The 18,835-nt window shown below is 41.3% G+C and carries 20 protein-coding genes and 1 pseudogene; 11 read left to right on the forward strand and 10 right to left on the reverse strand.

Annotated elements, in window-relative coordinates; translation table 11 throughout:
- Positions 1 to 445 precede the first annotated feature (445 nt).
- The 3 genes from VB654_RS06170 (at position 446) to VB654_RS06180 (ending at position 3,261) form a co-directional block, all read left to right on the forward strand.
- On the forward strand, positions 446 to 1,042 hold the full coding sequence (locus VB654_RS06170; protein WP_323212894.1) for a photosystem I assembly protein Ycf4: 597 nt from the start codon (positions 446 to 448) through the stop codon (positions 1,040 to 1,042).
- A gap of 138 nt (positions 1,043 to 1,180) precedes the next feature.
- The gene (locus VB654_RS06175; RefSeq protein WP_323212716.1) at positions 1,181 to 1,972 is read left to right on the forward strand and encodes a peptidylprolyl isomerase; all 792 of its coding nucleotides are present in this window, start codon (positions 1,181 to 1,183) and stop codon (positions 1,970 to 1,972) included.
- Between the two features lie 119 nt (positions 1,973 to 2,091).
- The gene (locus VB654_RS06180; protein ID WP_323212717.1) at positions 2,092 to 3,261 is read left to right on the forward strand and encodes a beta-ketoacyl-ACP synthase; all 1,170 of its coding nucleotides are present in this window, start codon (positions 2,092 to 2,094) and stop codon (positions 3,259 to 3,261) included.
- 159 nt (positions 3,262 to 3,420) lie between these two features.
- On the opposite strand, the gene VB654_RS06185 is transcribed toward VB654_RS06180, so the two are convergent.
- The 3 genes from VB654_RS06185 to VB654_RS06195 all read right to left on the reverse strand — a co-directional run bounded on the left by VB654_RS06185 (position 3,421) and on the right by VB654_RS06195 (position 6,404).
- Positions 3,421 to 4,203 (reverse strand): PspA/IM30 family protein, encoded by a 783-nt coding sequence (locus VB654_RS06185; RefSeq protein WP_323212719.1) that lies wholly within the window; start codon positions 4,201 to 4,203, stop codon positions 3,421 to 3,423.
- 162 nt (positions 4,204 to 4,365) lie between these two features.
- On the reverse strand, positions 4,366 to 5,073 hold the full coding sequence (locus VB654_RS06190) for a PspA/IM30 family protein (RefSeq protein ID WP_323212720.1): 708 nt from the start codon (positions 5,071 to 5,073) through the stop codon (positions 4,366 to 4,368).
- Between the two features lie 179 nt (positions 5,074 to 5,252).
- Positions 5,253 to 6,404: a hypothetical protein gene (locus tag VB654_RS06195; RefSeq protein ID WP_323212721.1), complete on the reverse strand. Its 1,152-nt coding sequence runs from the start codon at positions 6,402 to 6,404 to the stop codon at positions 5,253 to 5,255.
- 122 nt (positions 6,405 to 6,526) lie between these two features.
- Here VB654_RS06195 and VB654_RS06200 point away from each other — a divergent pair, with 122 nt between their 5' ends.
- Positions 6,527 to 7,069: a DUF721 domain-containing protein gene (locus VB654_RS06200; protein ID WP_323212722.1), complete on the forward strand. Its 543-nt coding sequence runs from the start codon at positions 6,527 to 6,529 to the stop codon at positions 7,067 to 7,069.
- 419 nt (positions 7,070 to 7,488) lie between these two features.
- Positions 7,489 to 7,803, forward strand: a complete 315-nt coding sequence (locus VB654_RS06205) for a hypothetical protein (RefSeq protein ID WP_323212724.1) — start codon at positions 7,489 to 7,491, stop codon at positions 7,801 to 7,803.
- An 84-nt stretch (positions 7,804 to 7,887) separates the two neighbouring features.
- On the opposite strand, the gene menB is transcribed toward VB654_RS06205, so the two are convergent.
- Positions 7,888 to 8,724: a 1,4-dihydroxy-2-naphthoyl-CoA synthase gene (gene menB / locus VB654_RS06210; protein ID WP_323212726.1), complete on the reverse strand. Its 837-nt coding sequence runs from the start codon at positions 8,722 to 8,724 to the stop codon at positions 7,888 to 7,890.
- A gap of 294 nt (positions 8,725 to 9,018) precedes the next feature.
- On the opposite strand from menB, the gene VB654_RS06215 reads away from it, so the two are divergent.
- Both VB654_RS06215 and VB654_RS06220 read left to right on the forward strand, forming a co-directional pair.
- Positions 9,019 to 9,576, forward strand: coding sequence for a hypothetical protein (locus tag VB654_RS06215; protein ID WP_323212728.1), 558 nt, complete (start codon positions 9,019 to 9,021; stop codon positions 9,574 to 9,576).
- A gap of 386 nt (positions 9,577 to 9,962) precedes the next feature.
- Positions 9,963 to 10,412, forward strand: coding sequence for a DUF4351 domain-containing protein (locus VB654_RS06220; protein ID WP_323212729.1), 450 nt, complete (start codon positions 9,963 to 9,965; stop codon positions 10,410 to 10,412).
- A gap of 40 nt (positions 10,413 to 10,452) precedes the next feature.
- Here the strand turns inward: VB654_RS06220 and menD are convergent, their stop codons facing one another.
- Entirely contained in the window at positions 10,453 to 12,207 is a 1,755-nt protein-coding gene (gene menD, locus VB654_RS06225; RefSeq protein WP_323212895.1) for a 2-succinyl-5-enolpyruvyl-6-hydroxy-3-cyclohexene-1-carboxylic-acid synthase, read from the reverse strand.
- An 80-nt stretch (positions 12,208 to 12,287) separates the two neighbouring features.
- Here menD and folB point away from each other — a divergent pair, with 80 nt between their 5' ends.
- Positions 12,288 to 12,656 (forward strand): dihydroneopterin aldolase, encoded by a 369-nt coding sequence (folB, locus tag VB654_RS06230; protein ID WP_323212730.1) that lies wholly within the window; start codon positions 12,288 to 12,290, stop codon positions 12,654 to 12,656.
- A 204-nt stretch (positions 12,657 to 12,860) separates the two neighbouring features.
- Here the strand turns inward: folB and VB654_RS06235 are convergent, their stop codons facing one another.
- Positions 12,861 to 14,057, reverse strand: a complete 1,197-nt coding sequence (locus VB654_RS06235; protein WP_323212731.1) for a patatin-like phospholipase family protein — start codon at positions 14,055 to 14,057, stop codon at positions 12,861 to 12,863.
- 521 nt (positions 14,058 to 14,578) lie between these two features.
- Here VB654_RS06235 and VB654_RS06240 point away from each other — a divergent pair.
- A pseudogene (locus tag VB654_RS06240) lies at positions 14,579 to 14,662 on the forward strand (sugar O-acetyltransferase); the annotation flags it as partial.
- Positions 14,663 to 14,673: 11 nt separating this feature from the next.
- Here the strand turns inward: VB654_RS06240 and VB654_RS06245 are convergent.
- The gene (locus VB654_RS06245; protein WP_323212732.1) at positions 14,674 to 15,054 is read right to left on the reverse strand and encodes a calcium-binding protein; all 381 of its coding nucleotides are present in this window, start codon (positions 15,052 to 15,054) and stop codon (positions 14,674 to 14,676) included.
- An 86-nt stretch (positions 15,055 to 15,140) separates the two neighbouring features.
- Entirely contained in the window at positions 15,141 to 15,779 is a 639-nt protein-coding gene (locus VB654_RS06250; protein ID WP_323212733.1) for a Uma2 family endonuclease, read from the reverse strand.
- 127 nt (positions 15,780 to 15,906) lie between these two features.
- Between VB654_RS06250 and rbsK the strand changes: the two genes are divergently transcribed.
- Positions 15,907 to 16,833 carry a ribokinase gene (gene rbsK / locus VB654_RS06255; protein ID WP_323212734.1) on the forward strand — a complete coding sequence of 309 codons (927 nt, stop codon included), beginning with the start codon at positions 15,907 to 15,909 and terminating at the stop codon, positions 16,831 to 16,833.
- Between the two features lie 75 nt (positions 16,834 to 16,908).
- Here the strand turns inward: rbsK and VB654_RS06260 are convergent, their stop codons facing one another.
- On the reverse strand, positions 16,909 to 17,340 hold the full coding sequence (locus VB654_RS06260; RefSeq protein ID WP_323212735.1) for a nucleoside deaminase: 432 nt from the start codon (positions 17,338 to 17,340) through the stop codon (positions 16,909 to 16,911).
- Between the two features lie 16 nt (positions 17,341 to 17,356).
- Between VB654_RS06260 and VB654_RS06265 the strand changes: the two genes are divergently transcribed.
- Positions 17,357 to 18,280 (forward strand): nucleoside hydrolase, encoded by a 924-nt coding sequence (locus tag VB654_RS06265; RefSeq protein ID WP_323212736.1) that lies wholly within the window; start codon positions 17,357 to 17,359, stop codon positions 18,278 to 18,280.
- A gap of 87 nt (positions 18,281 to 18,367) precedes the next feature.
- On the opposite strand, the gene VB654_RS06270 is transcribed toward VB654_RS06265, so the two are convergent.
- Positions 18,368 to 18,835 (reverse strand): Glu/Leu/Phe/Val family dehydrogenase (locus tag VB654_RS06270; RefSeq protein WP_416235665.1); only part of this gene is annotated, 468 nt, incomplete at its 5' end.

Here is an 18,835-nt window from a genome sequence, read left to right on the forward strand (position 1 = left end):
GAACTAAAATCCTCTTTTACTAAAATTGCAACGTCTTGGAAGCAGCGCTATCGGTAATTTTTCCGACTTCATGCAACTGCAACGAGGAATAAACGTTTTTTTGACAATCTCCAGAAGCCTGAAAGCGTCTGAATATTCTGAGATTTTACCGTCTTGATGGTTGGAGTTTCTCAGAGTTATGCCATTATACGTACCATTGGCTAATTGTTTAGCTTGTGGTAACTTAATGATTCTTAACTTATCACATCCATTGGGGTTTTCGTCCAATGGACTTTAGTAAATTAGGTATCAAACACCAACCTATTACTTATTATTAATATCAGAATTTTAACAATCTGACATAAGTTTTCTCAGAAATCCCCAAGGTTTAGTCCGTGAACTTGCACGAAAAGCTCCAGAAATGGCAGACTTGGATAGGGAAGAACTCACAGGCCAAGGTAGTTCAATGACGGCATCAACAACAATTAACAAAGGTGATTCGCCTAATGGCGATCGCAAACCCTCAAGTATCCTGCATCAAGATGTTTTGGGTTCTCGTCGGTTTAGTAACTACTGGTGGGCAACTATCGTCACATTAGGAGCTACAGGCTTCTTTTTGGCTGGAATATCTAGTTACACGAAAGTAAATTTCTTGCTAGTGACCGATGCAACTCAATTGATATTCGTACCCCAAGGGCTAGTTATGGGGTTATACGGCACTGCTGGCTTACTTTTAGCCTTATATCTATGGCTAGTAATTTTATGGGATGTTGGAGGCGGCTACAACGACTTCAATCAGGAAACTGGGCGCATAAAAATTTTTCGTTGGGGATTTCCCGGCAAAAATCGCCGCATCGAAATTGATAGCTATACTCAAGACGTGCAGTCTGTAAGAATAGACATCAAAGAAGGTCTTAATCCCCGTCGCGCTCTCTACCTACGTGTTAAAGGTCGGCGAGATATACCCCTAACAAGGGTAGGTCAACCGTTATCTTTAGCAGATTTAGAAACTACAGGCGCAGAATTAGCCCGCTTTTTGGGAGTACCCCTGGAAGGATTGTAAGGGATTAGGGAGTAGGGAGAAGAGGCAGGGGGCAGGGTGCAGGGTGCAGGGGAGAAAAAACTTCTCTTCCCATTACCTAGTCCCCAATCCCCAATCCCCTAAAAAGATAAGAGACTCTGATTGAATCAGTAACTGACTATGCGATTAAAAATTTCACAATTTCTGGTTGTATTTTTGATAGTCGGGGCTTTGACTTTGGGAGGATGTTCAGGACAGAATGTGACTTCTGATCCCGCTTCTCCCACCTCTACAGCAGGTGAGACACAAACTACAACAACAACTGAAGCAACATCTGTATCTGAAACTATAAATGAGAGTGTTCCTGGAATGAAAGATTTACCACGGCTCGAAGGTAACGCTACTGTGGTGATAACGGTTAACGGTTCGCCGATTACTATTGAGGTAGACGGCACTAATGCCCCAATTACAGCTGGTAACTTCGTCGATTTAGTCCAAAAAGGTGTGTACGATGGTTTAGTTTTCCATCGAGTTGTCCGCGATCCTCAGCCTTTTGTCGCTCAAGGGGGCGACCCTCAAAGCAAAGACCCCACAGTTCCAGTAAATAGACTGGGAACCGGTGGTTACGTTGACTCAAAAACTGGGAAAGAACGCCGTATACCTTTAGAAATTAAGCCCAAAGGCGAAGAAAGCCCAATTTATGGCAAAACTTTAGAGTCGGCTCGTGTAAGTAAGCCACCTGAGTTACAGCATAAAATGGGTGCGGTAGCAATGGCGCGATCGCAAATGCCTGATTCGGCTTCTTCACAGTTTTACTTTGCTTTAGCAGATTTAGCTTTTCTCGATGGTAGCTATGCTGTATTCGGTAATGTGACTGAAGGCTTTGATGTAGTTAACAAAATTCAGCAAGGCGATCGCATTGATTCGGCTAAAGTTACTCAAGGTGCTGAAAATCTCAAAACTCCTGAGTAAATAGCAGGGGAGAAGAGGCAAGGGGACAAGGTGCAGGGGAGAAAGACTTCTCTTCGCATGATTAACCAGTCTTCAATCTCTCATCCCCAATCCCCAATCCCCAATCCTCATTCCCCACATTGGTTGTTATTACTGGTATCGGTTTAGCCTCAGCTTTAGGCTCAAGTTTAGAAGATAGCTGGCAAAAGTTAATCGCAGGTAAGTCTGGTATTCAGTGGCATCAACCATTTGCAGAACTGGAACCATATCCTCTGGGGTTGATTGGGACACAACCTACTGAATTAAAAAGTTTGACTCGCTTGGTTGTCGCTGCGGCATTAACAGACGCGGGATTGGTTTCACCTTTACCTGATTGTGCTGTGGTCATTGGCTCAAGTCGCAGTCATCAGGGTGTTTGGGAATCACTGGCGCGGCAAATATATGAAAATCATCGCCCCCAAACTGTTTTAAGTAATAAGGATGCAGTCTTAGAGAATTGGTTAGATTTTTTACCTCATACCAATGCGATCGCCTCTGCTCGACAAATCGGTGCATCTGGTATAGTTTTAGCGCCGATGGCTGCTTGTGCTACTGGTATTTGGGCGATCGCGCAAGCGGCTTTATTAATCGAAACTGGGCAATGTCAAAGAGCGATCGCCGGGGCTGTAGAAGCCCCCATTACACCCCTCACCTTGTCAGGGTTTCAACAAATGGGCGCTTTAGCCAAAACAGGGGCTTATCCCTTTGATTTGCACCGGGAAGGCTTAGTACTAGGTGAAGGTGCGGCGGTGTTTGTTTTGGAATCGGCAGAATTGGCACAGCAACGCCAAGCTAAAATTTATGGTAAGATTCTTGGCTTTGGCTTGACATCAGACGCATATCATGCTAACAAACCAGAACCAAATGGCAAAAGTGCGATCGCCGCGATACAGCAATGTTTAAAACGCAGTTCTCTCACCCCAGCCGACATAGATTATATTCATGCTCATGGTACAGCCACTCTCCTCAATGACAGAGTAGAGAGTAAAATTATCCAGAGTATATTTCCCCAAAAAGTAGCAATCAGTTCTAGTAAAGGGGCTACAGGTCATACATTAGGAGCATCGGGAGCTTTAGGTGTGGCATTTTCGCTTTTAGCCATGCAGCGAGAAATGTTACCCTCTTGCGTAGGATTACAAACACCGGCATTTGATTTAAATTTAGTAATGGCAGCGCGTGAAAGTGAAGTGCAGAGAGTGTTATGTTTCAGCTTTGGCTTTGGTGGTCAAAATGCCGCGATCGCCTTGGGTAATTTTGAGAAACAAGAGTGAACCACCCACACTTAGCCTATGTGTTTTGGCTTTGATTCCACAAAAAAAATCAATCTCAGATGCAATCCTCATCTCCCGTTATTCATCCCTACCTTACTTGGCTGAAGGTAGGGATTTTCGCGTTACGTTCAATTCGTCAATGTCTAATGTCAATTAGAGTTACATTTGATCTAGTTGCCTTTTTAGGGCTTCCAAATCAGAATCAACTACTTCATTGCCCTGATTCGATTTAGGGGCAGTAGTTTCTTGTTCCGGTGGCAGTTGAGCTTGGTTAGGTGCAGCCGCAGGTGGGAGCATTTGTGCCTTTAATGCTGCCAATTCATCGTCAACATCGCTACTTTCCAACTGGGCAAATTGGCTTTCTAAATCATTACCCGCCAACTCTGCACCTGCTTGGGCGCGAGCTTCTTGCATCAAGACTTTTTCTTCCATGCGCTCAAATGCGGACATAGCGCTACTGCTATTCATCCCACGTACCATGCCTTCAAGTTGCTCTTGGGCTTTGGCGGAGGTAATCCGAGCTTTGAGCATTTCTTTTTTGGTCTTAGCTTCAGAAATTTTGCTTTCTAGCTGGATTAAGTTGCGCTTGAGGGTTTCAGTTTGAGTAGTTTGTTGATCGAGGCTAGTTTTCAGTGCCAGTCCGGTATCGCTAAAACTTTTTTTACGTTCTAGGGCTTGTCGTGCTAAGTTTTCATCGCCCTTTTGTAGTGCCAACTGAGCATTGCGTTGCCACTTGTTGATTTCATTTTGGGCATCATTATACTGTTTTTCAGTTCGCTTTTGAGCTGCGATCGCCTGCGCTACACCCTGACGCAACTGTACCAAGTCTTCCTGCATTTCCAGGATGGCTTGCTCTAGCATTTTTTCAGGATCTTCAGCTTTATTAACCAAATCGTTGAGGTTAGAACTGACTACTCGTCTAATCCGATCAAATAATCCCATAATTGTGTTTTTCCTTGTAGATTTTACGCGCTTTTGGGTGGAACTAGCTTTTTTACTATTTAATGGCTTCCTATTTCAATGTAATCTTTCCGGTTTGGTTCGGTACTCCCGACACCTGTTATTTTTTTAAGATATATCCTAACTTTGCTGATTGCCCAATCATTAAGAGTCTTGACTTTTAGGTAACTTTTGTGGCGGTGGATTTTTACCTGCCTCTAACACCTGTCCTTTCATCGCTGCTAGTTCTGTATCAATGTCAGCAACGGCTTCTAGGGAGTCAAATTGTTTTTGCAAGTCGTCAGTACCGAGTTGAGCGATCGCTTCGGATTGCGCTTCGATTTGCAAAACTTTGTCTTCCATGCGCTCAAAGGCCTTCAGACTACTTGTAGGAGAACTGGTATCCAGCAGATCCTGGAGTCGAACAGAAGCTTCAGCAGAACGGGCGCGAGCTATGTACATATCTTTTTTGGTTTTGGCCTCACTGATTTTTAACTCTAGCGATCGCGTATCTTTTTTCAGTCTAGCAACCACATCGTTTTGCTGTTCTATTTGACTAAATAGAGCCGTAGCCGTTTCTTGATAAGCTTTGCGTTTAGTTAAAGCTTCTCTGGCTAAAACCTCATTTCCTTGTTGTAGTGCTAATTGAGCGCGACGATACCATTCATCTGAGGTTGATTGTGCTGCTGTGGCCTGTCTTTCCGTGCGTTTTTGAGTGGCGATCGCTTGTGCTACCCCTTGTCGCAATTGCACCAAGTTTTCCTGCATCTCAATTACTGCTTGTTGCAGAATTTTTTCGGGATCTTCTGCATTGCCGATCAGACTATTGATGTTAGCGCGAATTATCCGCAGGATACGGTTGATAAATTCCATATCGGCTCTCCATTGATGTTCGGGGAAAATGGCTGTTCTTGGGGAGACAAGCCAGTTTAAAGTTACCAGTCAAGAGAGATAATTGGGTGTAAGTACCCCACCTGATACCTTGATAACCGTTGACTGTTGATTGATTTGATAAATATTTTCCTCATCCTATCCTAAACTTTTCCCACTCATTACTGCTGAATTCTGGCTTTAAGTCCCTGGGACTGTAGCTCTTGTACCCTTTGTTCTGCTGCTGCTTGCGTTTTTACCGCAGCCAGATAAATCAAAGTCTGTGCAGGTGATAAATAAGCATCGGGAACTATTTTTTGGGCATTAGAGAGGGCGCGATCGCCTTGATTATCCATCACGATATGATAAAACCCATCTGCTCCGGGTTTGAGTTCTGCATTAGTATCGGGTGGAGTTGTCGTTTCCTCAGACAAAGGTTCTGCTGTAGAGGTTGGGGGTAAATCCACGGGCGGGATAGTCGGTAATGGTAACAACTCCGTCTCTGGAGTCATGACTGGTGGTTGAGTGATTGTTGGACTGGGTGTTGCTTGAACTTTGGGTTTTAAACCAACTACATCAGTCGGTTTTCTTACCTCTGGAAATTCTTTCGCTGCTAAATTAGGATACTTAGGTATAGGTTTTAGTTCTAGTCGAGGTTGGGTGTTATTTTCCACTTCTTCAATATTTTCTGCACTATTCGGCGAAGAGTTAGTTTGAAACCATCTACCGACATTAAACGGCGACCAACCTTGAGAATTAGGATTCAAGACTACGTAACCCAGCGTGAGACTAGCTACTAATAGCAGTAACATTGAGCCAATACCTAATGGTGATAAGAAATTATCATTGGGATGACTCGGCAGTTCTGTGGACTGTTCTGCGTCTGTTAAACTTTGCAGCAGTGCTTCGCTCGATTCCAAGTAGTCATCTGGTTGTGAGGAATGATCATTTTTATCACCATCAACCACCGCAGGTACAATGCTGCTAGAAGAATTTGTTGCAGATGGGGGAATGTGTGAGTTGATCGACTCCGAATCAGAGATTAAGTTGAAATAATCAGGGCTATTTGGTGCTGAGTTAGCTTCAGAAGTTCCATTCAGTATAAATGCGGTCGGTGTAATTTTGCCCCCCGTCGCCTGATGATCCGGCAAATCTGAGGATTGACTGCCGATATCACTTCCCATCGGGGATTGATTCTGTATCCTCACTCCTATTCGTGTGCGCCGATATCTGGCTAACTCTTGATCGATAGGTACTTCTAAGCTCGCTAGTGCTGCGGCTAATGGTGGCTTCAAGCCAGATGTTTTAGATATTTTCGTCTTGGAATCTATCATGGGATTTTGATTCGTCACCTCTCCACCTCAAACCTAGACTAGTGAATTAATTTTAAATACATTCAGCGTTATAAATAGACAGACAACACAAGTATTTTTGCTCACATTCATGAATCTTCAAGATGTCGTTGAAATCAGTTAATGATATTTTAGACGTTCTAAAACAACAGGCTAAATGGCAACAACACCCATTTCAGCGATTGTTGGAGTTATGGCCAGATATTGTCGGCACAGTGGCTGCTAAACATACACGACCATTATCAATTCAGCGTGATGTTTTGCAGGTAGCGACTTCTAGCGCTGCTTGGGCGCAGAATATGACATTTGGACGCACAACTCTACTTTTAAAATTAAATCAAAAATTGTCTGCGCCTTTGGTAGATATTCGCTTTTCTACAAAAGATTGGCAGCCCCGTCCCGATTACTTACAGCCACAAACCGTCATTCCCCAGGAACATCCCAGTTATCTGGGAAATATCAATCCTTCCCAAAGTCAAGTTAAACCCACTATTCAGAGTGCGAATACTGCTTTTGAGATTTGGGCTAAAAAAATGCAAGCGCGATCGCAAGGCTTACCCCTTTGTCCTCAGTGCCAAGCTCCCACCCCACCTGGTGAACTTCAGCGTTGGCAAGTCTGTTGTGTTTGTGCTAATAAACAGTTTTAGCATAGGTGACAGCAGTATGGTTTGGTTAAGGAAACACAGCACAGAAAAAGAAGTAAATTTGCTTAACTTCACTGTATCGACATCTAATCTCTCTAAAGTATGCAAATTATTCTGAATAATTACCAGACAATCATTACAAAAATGATACCTGAGTCATAAAAATTTAATTATTTTAAAATTTAAACCTCTGCCTTTAGCATTGATCCCCAGCTATTTTTAGTTAAAGTTTATTGTGTATCCACTTCTGCAATCATTTACATATATAACAAGAATATAAAAACATTCTAAAATTTATTTTGTAGTGGGGATCGCTGAAACCCATGTACAATAATAACTTTTTGGTGATATTAGCTCTTTATATATAGGAGCAAAATATAAGTATGTAAATCACCCATTAACTGCATTAAAGATGTACCCAAATGAAACCTATTAAATTCTTGACATCTGCCTGTAGATACTGTCGTCATTATCAGCCAGAAGGTCGCCGTGGTGGAATGTGCCAACAGTTAGGAAGTCCAGTCCAAGCCGGATGGAAAGCTTGCTCTTTAGCGCTCCCACCTTTTGCACCTTCTTGGGAAACTTTGGAAGACGCTTGGGATTTACCAGATGCAACAAGAGTTTTAGGTTCTTCACCAACTTTGGCTACAGATGCAGACAATACTATTACTACTCCTGTAGAGGAAATAGCTCATTACAGCTTGCAAGAGGTTAAGACGAAGGTAGGACAAATTTAGTTGCCTCCATTTGTAGTTGACTGAATATAAAATCAAATTTTAAATCTGAAAGCATCGCACCTGTCAGGTGCGATTTGTATAATTTTAAGGTAGCCAAGGAAAGGTGCGAAAATTCGGGGGTCGCTTTTCTAAAAAGGCTTGTTTGCCCTCCGAACCCTCTTCAGTCATGTAATACAGTAGAGTGGCGTTACCGGCAAGTTCTTGTAAACCAGCTTGTCCATCACAGTCAGCGTTGAATGCTGATTTCAGACACCGAATTGCAGTTGGACTTTTTTCTAAAATTTCTTGCGCCCATTGAATCCCTTCGGCTTCTAGCTGTTCTACTGGGACAATAGTATTTACTAAACCCATATCTAGAGCTTGTTGGGCATTATATTGGCGGCAAAGAAACCAAATTTCTCGCGCCTTTTTTTGTCCCACAACGCGGGCGAGATAGCTTGCACCAAAACCCCCATCAAAACTGCCTACCTTGGGGCCAGTCTGTCCAAAAATTGCATTATCGGCGGCAATGGTGAGGTCACAAATTAGGTGTAAAACGTGTCCACCACCAATAGCATATCCAGCAACTAAAGCAATTACTACTTTTGGCATGGAACGGATTAACCGTTGCAAGTCCAACACATTTAAGCGGGGAATTCCAGCATCGTCAACATAACCCGCCTTTCCACGGACACTTTGATCTCCACCAGAACAAAAAGCGTATTTACCATCAGTGTGGGGGCCAGCACCAGTGAAAAGGACTACGCCAATGTTCGTGTCTTCACGAGCATCACAGAAAGCGTCGTACAGTTCAAAAACAGTTTTAGGACGAAAAGCATTGCGTTTATGGGGACGGTTAATAGTGATTTTAGCGATGCCATCGGTTTTGTGATATGTGATATCTTCGTAGGTTTTGATAATTTGCCAGTTAATTTGTGTCATGAATAATTGTGCTGTTGTGCTTGAGAATTTTATCGCGCCTTTAGGCACAAGCGATCGCTAATATTTAGTGTCTCCAGCTTTTACAATCAGTTTGTGATGCTGTGAGAGAACAAGAATGCGACGGGACTCTATTTTTTATAAATTAACGTACAACAGCAACCCTTATCTCGTGAAAAGTCAGAGTGCGAGCGCACCATACCCACTCCCCACTGCTGACTCCCCTTGTGGTTTGGATCTCTTGAATCAAAGATATAAATTTGGGTAAATAAGCTAAAAACTTTACAATAAAAGCCCATGCAAATCTATTATGTAGGCAATTATGCTGTACCTGTCATACCAAAAATAAACTTATCCACTATAGCTATCTTGGAACCCGCTCAAAAAGAAGATATGCCTATTTCGGGGGATTGGAAATTTGCATGGACAGAATTTTGGGATAAAACAGATTTCCAGTATCAAGGGATTGTAAAACTCAATTATGATGGTGCGCTTTCTGGACTAATGCGTTTTGCACTTTACTCAAATGAAGATGATACACCGTACTTGCTGGAAATTTTACATTTAGAGAGTGTACCACAAGACAAACGCTTAATAGACCCTATAGGAAGATGGTTGATATGGTACGCTGTAAAAGTTGCTTTTTCTTTTTGTGTTATTAAAGAAGATGAACCTTTGATTCAACTTGACTCGACTGAAAAAGCTATTCCATACTATAGTGATATCGTAGGAATGAGACCTATACGCTGGACAACAATAGCTCCAGGAGAAGATGGTTACATATTTCAATTCACTCTCAAAACGGCTAAAGCTTTTTGTGAAAGGCAAACAAAAAGCTACGGTTATCCCACCTAGTGTAACTTCTGACCAAGTTAGAGTAGGTTCTAACACTGTCATGAGTCACAAAGAAAGACAGGAATTACTAAAAAGCAGAATTTACACTCCTGTTAAGCCTGTCAGTTAACCTTAGTTCTTTGTATTTCAAAATAAAACTAGGAGAAACAAGGCCGCTTAAATTTAAAAGTGGCTTTGTTTTATATAAAGCTAAAAAATTTAATAGGGAACAGGGTTGTGAGTATTTATCTTGGTGAAAATACCTGACGGGAGCAATCAATAAATGCATAAATTTTCATCTTCACAAGTCTTATTCCTTGCACCTTTTTAACTTTTCATGTGCCGTAAACCTTGATGGATAACGGTTTCACCTTTATTCAGTACGCCCTAAATAACCCACATTCAGCATGAGTAAATATACTCAAAACCTTTTAGATGAGTTGGGGAAGTTACAACAACACCCTTTGGGTTTGGGTTTGATGTTGCTGACTACGATTCCTAAAGCGGAAGCAGTGGAAGCAGCGCGGTTTTTACTGGAGGAAGCACAGCAACAATCGGAACAAGCGATAATAGATTTAGTGACGACGATTATTTTCTACAAGTTTACTAACCTGAGTCGAGAGGAGATTTCAGCTATGTTGGGACTGAATTTGGAAGAACCGAGGGCTATACGGGAAGCTAGACAAGAAGGAGAAAAAAATATAGTTTTAAGACTATTAAAGCGCCGATTTGGTAATATTCCCGATGCGCTTCTATCTCAGATTCAAGGGTTGTCGATGGAACAGTTGGAAGCTTTAGCTGATGCGTTGCTAGATTTCTCTAGTGTTGACGATTTGTCAGGGTGGTTGGAGAGGTAAGTCTTACGCAGAGGCGCGGAGAAGAATATGAAAGTTGGGTTTAAACTGCAATATTTGCCGCAAAAGTAGCTAAGTTGTCTTTGCGCCACTGAGCATCTATTTTTCTATTTGTTCTGAGTTCTAAAACTCTAATCCCTTTCTTGGGTAACATCTGCAAATTTTTCTGTAATTGTTCCCAAGAATTAATTAACTGATGTTTGACATTATATGTGGCACACATCTGGGCAAAATCTATATTTTGGGGAGTGGCAAAAAATTCTTCAAAGGGTGGGTCAAATTGGCTAATGGGTAACATTTCAAAAATCCCCCCACCATTGTTATTAATTAAAATTATAGTTAAATGCCCAACAAATTTATTTCTAATTAAAAATCCGTTGGCATCATGTAATAAAGCTAAATCTCCTGTTAACATGACACTACTGTGCTGTTGATGGGCAATTCCTAAAGCAGTGGAAAGTGTGCCATCAATACCATTTGCCCCTCTGTTAAAATATGGTCTTATACCTAAATTATTCGGTTGCCAAAAATATTCTACATCCCGCACTGGCATACTATTAGAAATAAATAATGGTGTTCCTGGTGGGAGAGTTTGAGAAATTAGCCAAGCAGCTTTACTTTCAATTAATTCATCTATATGTGCAAATTTTTTATCAATATTATTTCTGACTTTAGTTTCAAGTTCACACCATTTTTGTAAATAAATTCCCTGTTCAGGATTGATTATTGCTAAATTTTCTAACTCTTCTACAGATATTCTTAAATGTGTGGTTTTTCCATGTAAAGGGTCTAAGTTTTCATGGCTACTATCGATAATCCAACGTTGAGGTTGCATCGTAGATAGCCAGTTACGCAGTTCTTTACTGGTGGGCATTTCCCCAATCTGAATTACCATTTCTGGTGTTAATGCTTGGGCTTGCTGCTGATTGCGTAAAATAATGTCGTAGGTGGAAATTAAATAGGGGTTGAGTTTGGCGTAATTCCTAACCGGGGAAAGTCCTTCAGCTAAAACAGGCCAGTTGAGTGTTTCGGAAAGACGGGCGATCGCTTGACAATATTTCTCTGGTTGTTGGGGTTGGGCTACACCTGCAATGATTATTCCTCGCTCAGAATTTAACCACTGTTGGGGAATCAGGAATGGCGAATGGGGGATAGGCTGAGTGTGTGCTATCCCTGCAAAAAAGTCTTCTGTTTGGAACTGTGACTGTAAATCGCTCAAATCAATTCCATTGGGAATCGGTGCAAGGGGGTCAGAAAAGGGAATATTTAAATGTACCGCCCCCTGGGTTGGAGTTTGACAGCGTTCCCAAGCATGAGTCAGCGTTTGCCGTAGATAACCTAGCATTCTCATGTCTGAGGAAGGTATAGCTAACTCTGCTTGCCAGTTTGGGTAACTACCATATAATTTAATTTGGTCTATGGTTTGCCCGGAATGACAATTTCTCAATTCTGGTGGTCTATCGCTGGTTAATACCAAAAGTGGTACGCGACTTTCTTTGGCTTCAATGATCGCTGGGTAAAAATTCGCTCCGGCTGTTCCAGAGGTACAAACCAGGGCGACAGGAAGTCCGGTGGCTTTGGCTCTACCCAGGGCAAAAAAAGCGGCTGAACGTTCATCGAGAATGGAAATGGCTTCAATATCAGGTTGTTGCTGGACAAAGGCGACTACTAAAGGTGTAGAACGTGAACCAGGACAAATGACGACACAATTCAATCCCAGGCGCTTGAGTGTCTCCGTCAAGATATAAGCCCAAAGTTGATTAACATTCTTGTAGGCAAATGGTGTTAAATCAAGCATAGCCATCAGATAATTATGAACTACCTCTGGGAAATTTGTGTTTTTCCATTACCAAATGTCAAATTTACTCTCAAAGCCTTATGGATTGCATTCATTTAACCAATATTCGCTGCTATGGCTACACTGGGTATTTACCAGAAGAACAGGTATTAGGGCAATGGTTTGAGGTGGATGTGAAGTTATGGTTAGATATCTCCACAGCCGCTAAGACTGACGCAATTGAAGATACTCTAGATTATCGCAGTGTGATTAGCTCGATACAACATCTTGTGAAAACAGCTAAGTTTGCTTTGCTAGAAAGGTTAGTGGGTGCGATCGCTGATTCTATTCTGCAACAGTGCGATCGCGTCACCCAAGTTCAAGTTATTGTCAGTAAACCCGCCGCACCTATTCCTGATTTTGGCGGCAGAATTAGTATTGAACTCACTAAAGCTAAGTCTAACCTCTAAAGTTCTAGTGTACTTTTTTCACTTAAAAATGCTCTCAATTGAAAGAGCAATTAAAAATACATTATACCAAGCTGTTGCTAAATTTTACATCGTCTTAAAACAGCTTGGATACTTTTAAATTGCTCGTAAAAAATCAATTCAACTGTATTTGCCTAATATTTGCTTGTAAATTTTGTGATGTCTTTCATAAATTACTCCCAAAATTTATCGAGTAATTATTTCTTGGTCAGACCCTAAAAACTGCCGCAAAGCAGCTTGCATTTTTGGTTGTTGAATATAAACTTCTGCCGCCTCAATTAAATTATTTATATTCTCTTGACTCGCATCATCAATATCATCACTTAAACGCTTACCAGTTAACTCCTGATCAAGCTTGAATTGCAATCGCAAAACCCGATCATCAATAATTTGATTAGTGATGTACCCATGAACAATTGAAGAAGCATCCAACAACATACTAATTAGCGGCTGCGCCCATTGTACAAGACCCCAGCCTTGTGCTTTTTCAAATGGGATGATTCGCGTCAAATCACCAGTACCTAAAGAAAGTACGCTAATGTCTTCAACTTTATGTCCTAATTTTAGAGCTTCAGCAACTGCACAGCTAGAGGGGTTATTTGCAGCAATGCCACCATCAATCGCAGAATAGATAGTTTTGATAGAGTAGCTAGAGGTATGATCGGGAATATTTTCCCAAGGTGAATCTATAAAAGCTCTTCTTTTTGTGCCTTCATAGTTTTTGATAGTCCGAGTTTGGCCTTTCCCTGTTCCGCTAGTTATTCTAATATGTGTATTATTATATATGTTATTACTTGAAGATACCTGCTCACATAATGTGATAGTATTTTCATCTGCACACTGCGCTACGCCATTGATTCTTTTGTCTAGTTTATGTGCTGGAAAAAAAGTTGGAGCAGAAGAAGAACAAACACAGGCTTCCCATAAAGGTATATTGCCATAACAAGCCTCTTCACGCCAGCTTTTAAAGACTATTGGCTCTCTGGTAATTGTATCGTAAGCAACAATTAATAGTAACGGATCTTTAATATCTAATAGTTTTGTGTCGCCTAATGTGTCGCTGAGGACTTTAGCCAAACCCTCATCTGAAAACTTAGGCGCTGATAAACCATACTTCATTAGTAAAGGAATTCGCTTCAATGAAAAACGGCTTGTATAGGGAAAGATTTCGGAGCCTTTTTCTTTATATATGCCAATAATTTCTTTGCTGCTGAGTCCGGCTGCGATGCCAGCTGCTAAAATCGACCCTGTGGAAGTTCCAGCAATTAAATCAAAGTATTGATTCAATGGTTGATCAATTTGCTTCTCAATTGCTGCCAGCATTGTTGCGGAAATTACTCCGCGAATACCCCCACCGTCTAAACTTAAAATCCGAAAGGGCATAACTAAACTCCTTGTAATATTTATTATTTTTAAGTAATCGCTTGTAATACTTAAAATGGTCAAGGTTAAGCGCCAATAATACCAGTATATTTACTAATATTTTTCTTTTGACAACACAGTTTTAAATATATACCATTTCTTCACCTGCTGAAAGATATATTTAGCGATAATCCATGAATTATTCCTAAATACATCTTTAAAGCAAGTAATTACCAGTTTTTAGTCTTGTAATTATGGGGTATCAAGTCGAACTGATACCAAGTATAGTGGGAATATTAATTCTGTAGCAGTTTTTACAAGAGCCAGAACAGTATTGATAACTCAAAACTCTTGATGTATGGCAGGGTATGGCTACACCATGCAAGCTATGACCGAAGAAAGGCAGAGGGCAGGAGGCAAAAATTGTATTTCTGCCTGCTGCTATCAGGGTAACAAGCCCCTAAATTTATTGATTAAAAAATCAAGAAATATGTATTTCGAGATGCGCCACGCCAGAAATACTGCGTCCTGGTTAAATTCCTGGTGCTGGCGGCGTAGTTGTCAAAGATGTCCCGGCAAATGTTGTTGCGGCGGGCAACCCGTGCCGGATAATTAGGCATTTATAAATTGCTAATTTTCAGAATTTATAACCTCTAGCCAGCCAATAATGCCAATCGGCGATCGCTTCTTTAGTATCAGTGTCAGTGTCAATTGCTACTAAATCCGATAACTTAGCAGTAAACACGTCTTCATCCTGGCCATTGGGATAAACAACTTCCACATACATATCTTTTAAACATTCATCATCGGGTGCCATTCCCAGCACCTCAACTTTTTTCTCCTCAATTGCGGATGTTTTACGAGATTTTTTCTTCAACGTAGCCATAAATGGCACATTCAGGGTGTCGTCGAGGTAGTAGTACCAACCCATTGCCCTGTCTTCTTTGTCTTCAGCATCGACAATTATCTCTGTTTTAATGCGATGCTCTCTATTCTCGTCGCGTTCAACACTAGGCATAAGATAAAAGCTTATGTATGATGCACATTGATATGGTATAGCGTTTTAACGATAGCGTCCAGCGCTGCTGCAAAGCAGATCGCCTGTCAATTTGCTTTTTGTTGTTTTACCCAATCACGGAAGGAGCGAATCATCGGTATTTCCCCAATTTTTAGACCTTCTTGCAAAAAACGAGGAATTTCAGTTGTTAAAGGTAAATTACCAAAAGTTGGCGAAACATCACAAGGGACATAGACAGCATCTCGTAACTGATAAATCTGCATTACAGGTTCGTCATAACGCCAAACTTCTGGTACACCCAAAGCCAGATATATCGGGAGTCGGTCAACAGAAGCGCTGGTATAGTCCACCTCAATTATCAAATCAGGAGGAGGATCTTGGCTTAAATCGAGATTTTGCTTATGACGCATCACAGGTTCATTTTGGATGTAAAAACTCGAATCTGGTTCTACACCCCGGCTTAAATTTTGGCGCTTACAAGTCACAGAACCAGTGCTTTTCAGATTAAGGTTGAGTTCCTCAGCTAAATTATCAATCAGCTTCTCTATCAGTCTTTTATTATGCTCATGGGGCATTAAAGGAGTCATAATTTCCAGTATTCCGTGGTCATAAGCCAGTCGCGTTGCCCGATTATCCCCCATTTCTGCGAGGATAGTTTCAAAAGTGTGCCAACTAATGTTGGGCAGAATGGCGCGTTGGGAATGAGTGGGTGCAGTCATCACCATAGGACTTATTCTCCAGTTTTCTACCAAGATATCAAAAAAATCAGCCGCCGAGCCTAACAAAAACTCTGCGTACCTTTGCGCTAAACTTTGCGTAACTTTGCGTTAAAAAAAATAAAATCCTCCAATCATGACCATTATCGTCTTCGGCAGCATCAACATAGACCTAGTAGCAACCACATCCAGATTACCAATTGCAGGAGAAACAATATTAGGAGAAGACTTTTTCAAAATACCAGGAGGCAAAGGAGCAAATCAAGCCGTAGCATTAGCGAGATTAGAAATTCCAACTCAGATGGTGGGACGTGTAGGTACACAAAGTTTTGGTGCAGAACTTGTCCATAATTTGCAACTTGCAGGAGTACAGACTGACAATATTTTCATTGATGAAACCGTAAGTTCTGGAGTTGCTATGATCACCGTAGATGGTGCTGGTGAAAATCAAATTGTTGTCATTCCTGGTGCAAATGTAAGAGTTAATCAAGAAGATATAGAGCGATTATCCCAACTATTACCAACAGCTTCCGCACTACTTTTACAACTAGAAATTCCCCTTGATGCCATAATAGCAGCAGCCAAAGCCGCAAAAAATGCAAATATTCAGGTAATTTTAGATCCCGCACCCGCAAAAGCGAATTTACCCGATGAACTATACCAATTGGTTGACATTATTACACCCAATGAAGTAGAGTCCGGGCAATTGGTGGGTTTTCCTGTAGATAATCAAGAATCGGCACTTAAAGCAGCTAAAATTTTATTAGCAAGGGGTGTGAAATGTGCGATTGTCAAATTAGGTGCAAAAGGTGCTATTTGTGCCACTGCTAAGGAAACATTTTTTGTCCCAGCTTTCACCGTTCATGCTGTGGACACCGTTGCTGCTGGCGATGCTTTCAATGGTGGTTTAGCAGCCGCACTTTATAGAGGACTTTCTTTACATCAAGCAATTGTTTGGGGTTCAGCCGCAGGTGCTTTAGCAGCAACAAAAATGGGCGCACAAACTTCATTACCTGATAAATTAACCTTTGATTATTTCTTAGCAGAAAATGGACTAGGGTAATTCGTAATTCGTAATTCGGGCGGCGAAAAGCAAGCTGGTTAATAAAGGAAAGACAAAAACCAGGATAACTAATGACTATTTGCCAATATCTTCATTCCATAATTCGGGATTAGTTTCAATAAATTCACTCATCATTTGTTCGCATTCATCAAGATTGAGATCAATGACTTCCACACCGTGAGATACCATAAATTCTTTAGCACCTGGAAAAGTTCTCGATTCTCCGGCGATGACTTTTTTAATCCCAAATTGCACCACTGCACCAGCGCACAAATAGCACGGCATTAAGGTAGAGTATAGTGTTGTACCTCTATAACTACCAACTCTCCCAGCATTGCGAAGACAGTCTATTTCAGCGTGAGTGACAGGATCATTATCTTGCACACGTTTATTGTGTCCTTTACCAATAATTTTGCCATCTTTAACGAGAATAGAACCGATGGGAATCCCACCTTCTTTTCTACCTTGTTTTGCTTGTGCGATCGCAGCTTCCATAAATTCATCCATTTGTTAATTCTCCTATATGTCTAAACAACTACTATTAATGGATCATGATGGCGGTGTTGATGATTATTTAGCAACCATGCTGTTGTTAACAATGGAGCATATCGAACTTCTGGGTATCGTCGTAACTCCAGCCGACTGCTATATTCAACCTGCTGTGAGTGCGACACGTAAAATTTTAGATTTAATGGAATTTTCTCACATCCCAGTGGCAGAAAGTACTGTACGCGGAATTAATCCCTTTCCTCCTCTCTACCGCCGTGATTCGTTTATTGTTGACCATCTCCCCATTCTCAATCAAAGTGAATTTATCAACACGCCTTTGGTTGCAGAAACAGGTCAAGATTTCATGATTCGGGTTTTACGTGAAGCACCAGCACCAGTCACGCTAATGGTAACGGGGCCTTTAACCACAGTAGCAGCAGCCTTAGATAAAGCACCGGATATTGAGGGGAAGATAGCCAAAATAGTTTGGATGGGGGGTGCATTAAATGTTGGTGGAAATGTCGAAAAAAGTTTAGAACCAGGACAAGATGGTTCCGCAGAATGGAATGTTTATTGGGATGCAGTTTCCGCAGCAAGGGTATTGCAGACTGAAATTGAAATAATTATGTGTCCCTTAGATTTAACTAATAATGTGCCTGTCACATCAGAATTAGTATACAAAATGGGACGGCAACGCCATTATTCTATATCTGATTTAGCTGGTCAATGTTATGCCTTAGTTATTCCCCAAGATTATTATTTTTGGGATGTCTTAGCTACGGCTTATTTAGGACACCCAGAATTTTATCAATTACGTGAATGGGAAATAGAAATTATTACTACTGGTTTGAGTCAGGGGCGGACTAAGGTAGTAGCTGGTGAACGGAAAGTTTATGCGATGGATAAGGTAGATAAGGATGCTTTTTATGCTTATATTTTACAGCAATGGGCGCGGTAGGGTATTTAAGAAATGAACGAACCACAAAGATGCAAAGAACGCCAAGGAAAGAGGGTTTAGTAGGTTTTTGCATCTGGTTTTTATATTTTAAGGATAAAGACCTCTATCAGCAAGTGCCTGTGCGACTCTACCCACGCCCAAAGTATAAGCTGCTAATCGCAGAGGAATTTGCCGTATCTTTGACTGCTGAATTACGTGTTGATATGCTTGCACCATTAACTTTTCCATTTCATGATTCACACGTTCCTCATCCCAAAACAGATAAGAAAGACCCTGCACCCACTCTAAATAACTGACAACGACACCCCCAGCATTGGCTAAAATATCTGGTAACACAGTTACACCATGCGTTTCTAGAAATTGGTTCGCTTCCAAAGTCACTGGACCATTAGCAGCTTCTGCGACAATTTGCGCTTGTATCTGATGGACATTTTCTTTGGTGATTTGGTTTTCCAAAGCGGCTGGAATTAAAACATCGCAAGGTAAAGTTAATAAATCTGCATTGCTAATGGGTGTTGTTTGCGGAAAACCTGCAATACTTTTACGATTTTCCGC

It is taken from the genome of Nodularia sp. UHCC 0506, from assembly GCF_034931045.1.
Taxonomy (GTDB): Bacteria; Cyanobacteriota; Cyanobacteriia; order Cyanobacteriales; family Nostocaceae; genus Nodularia.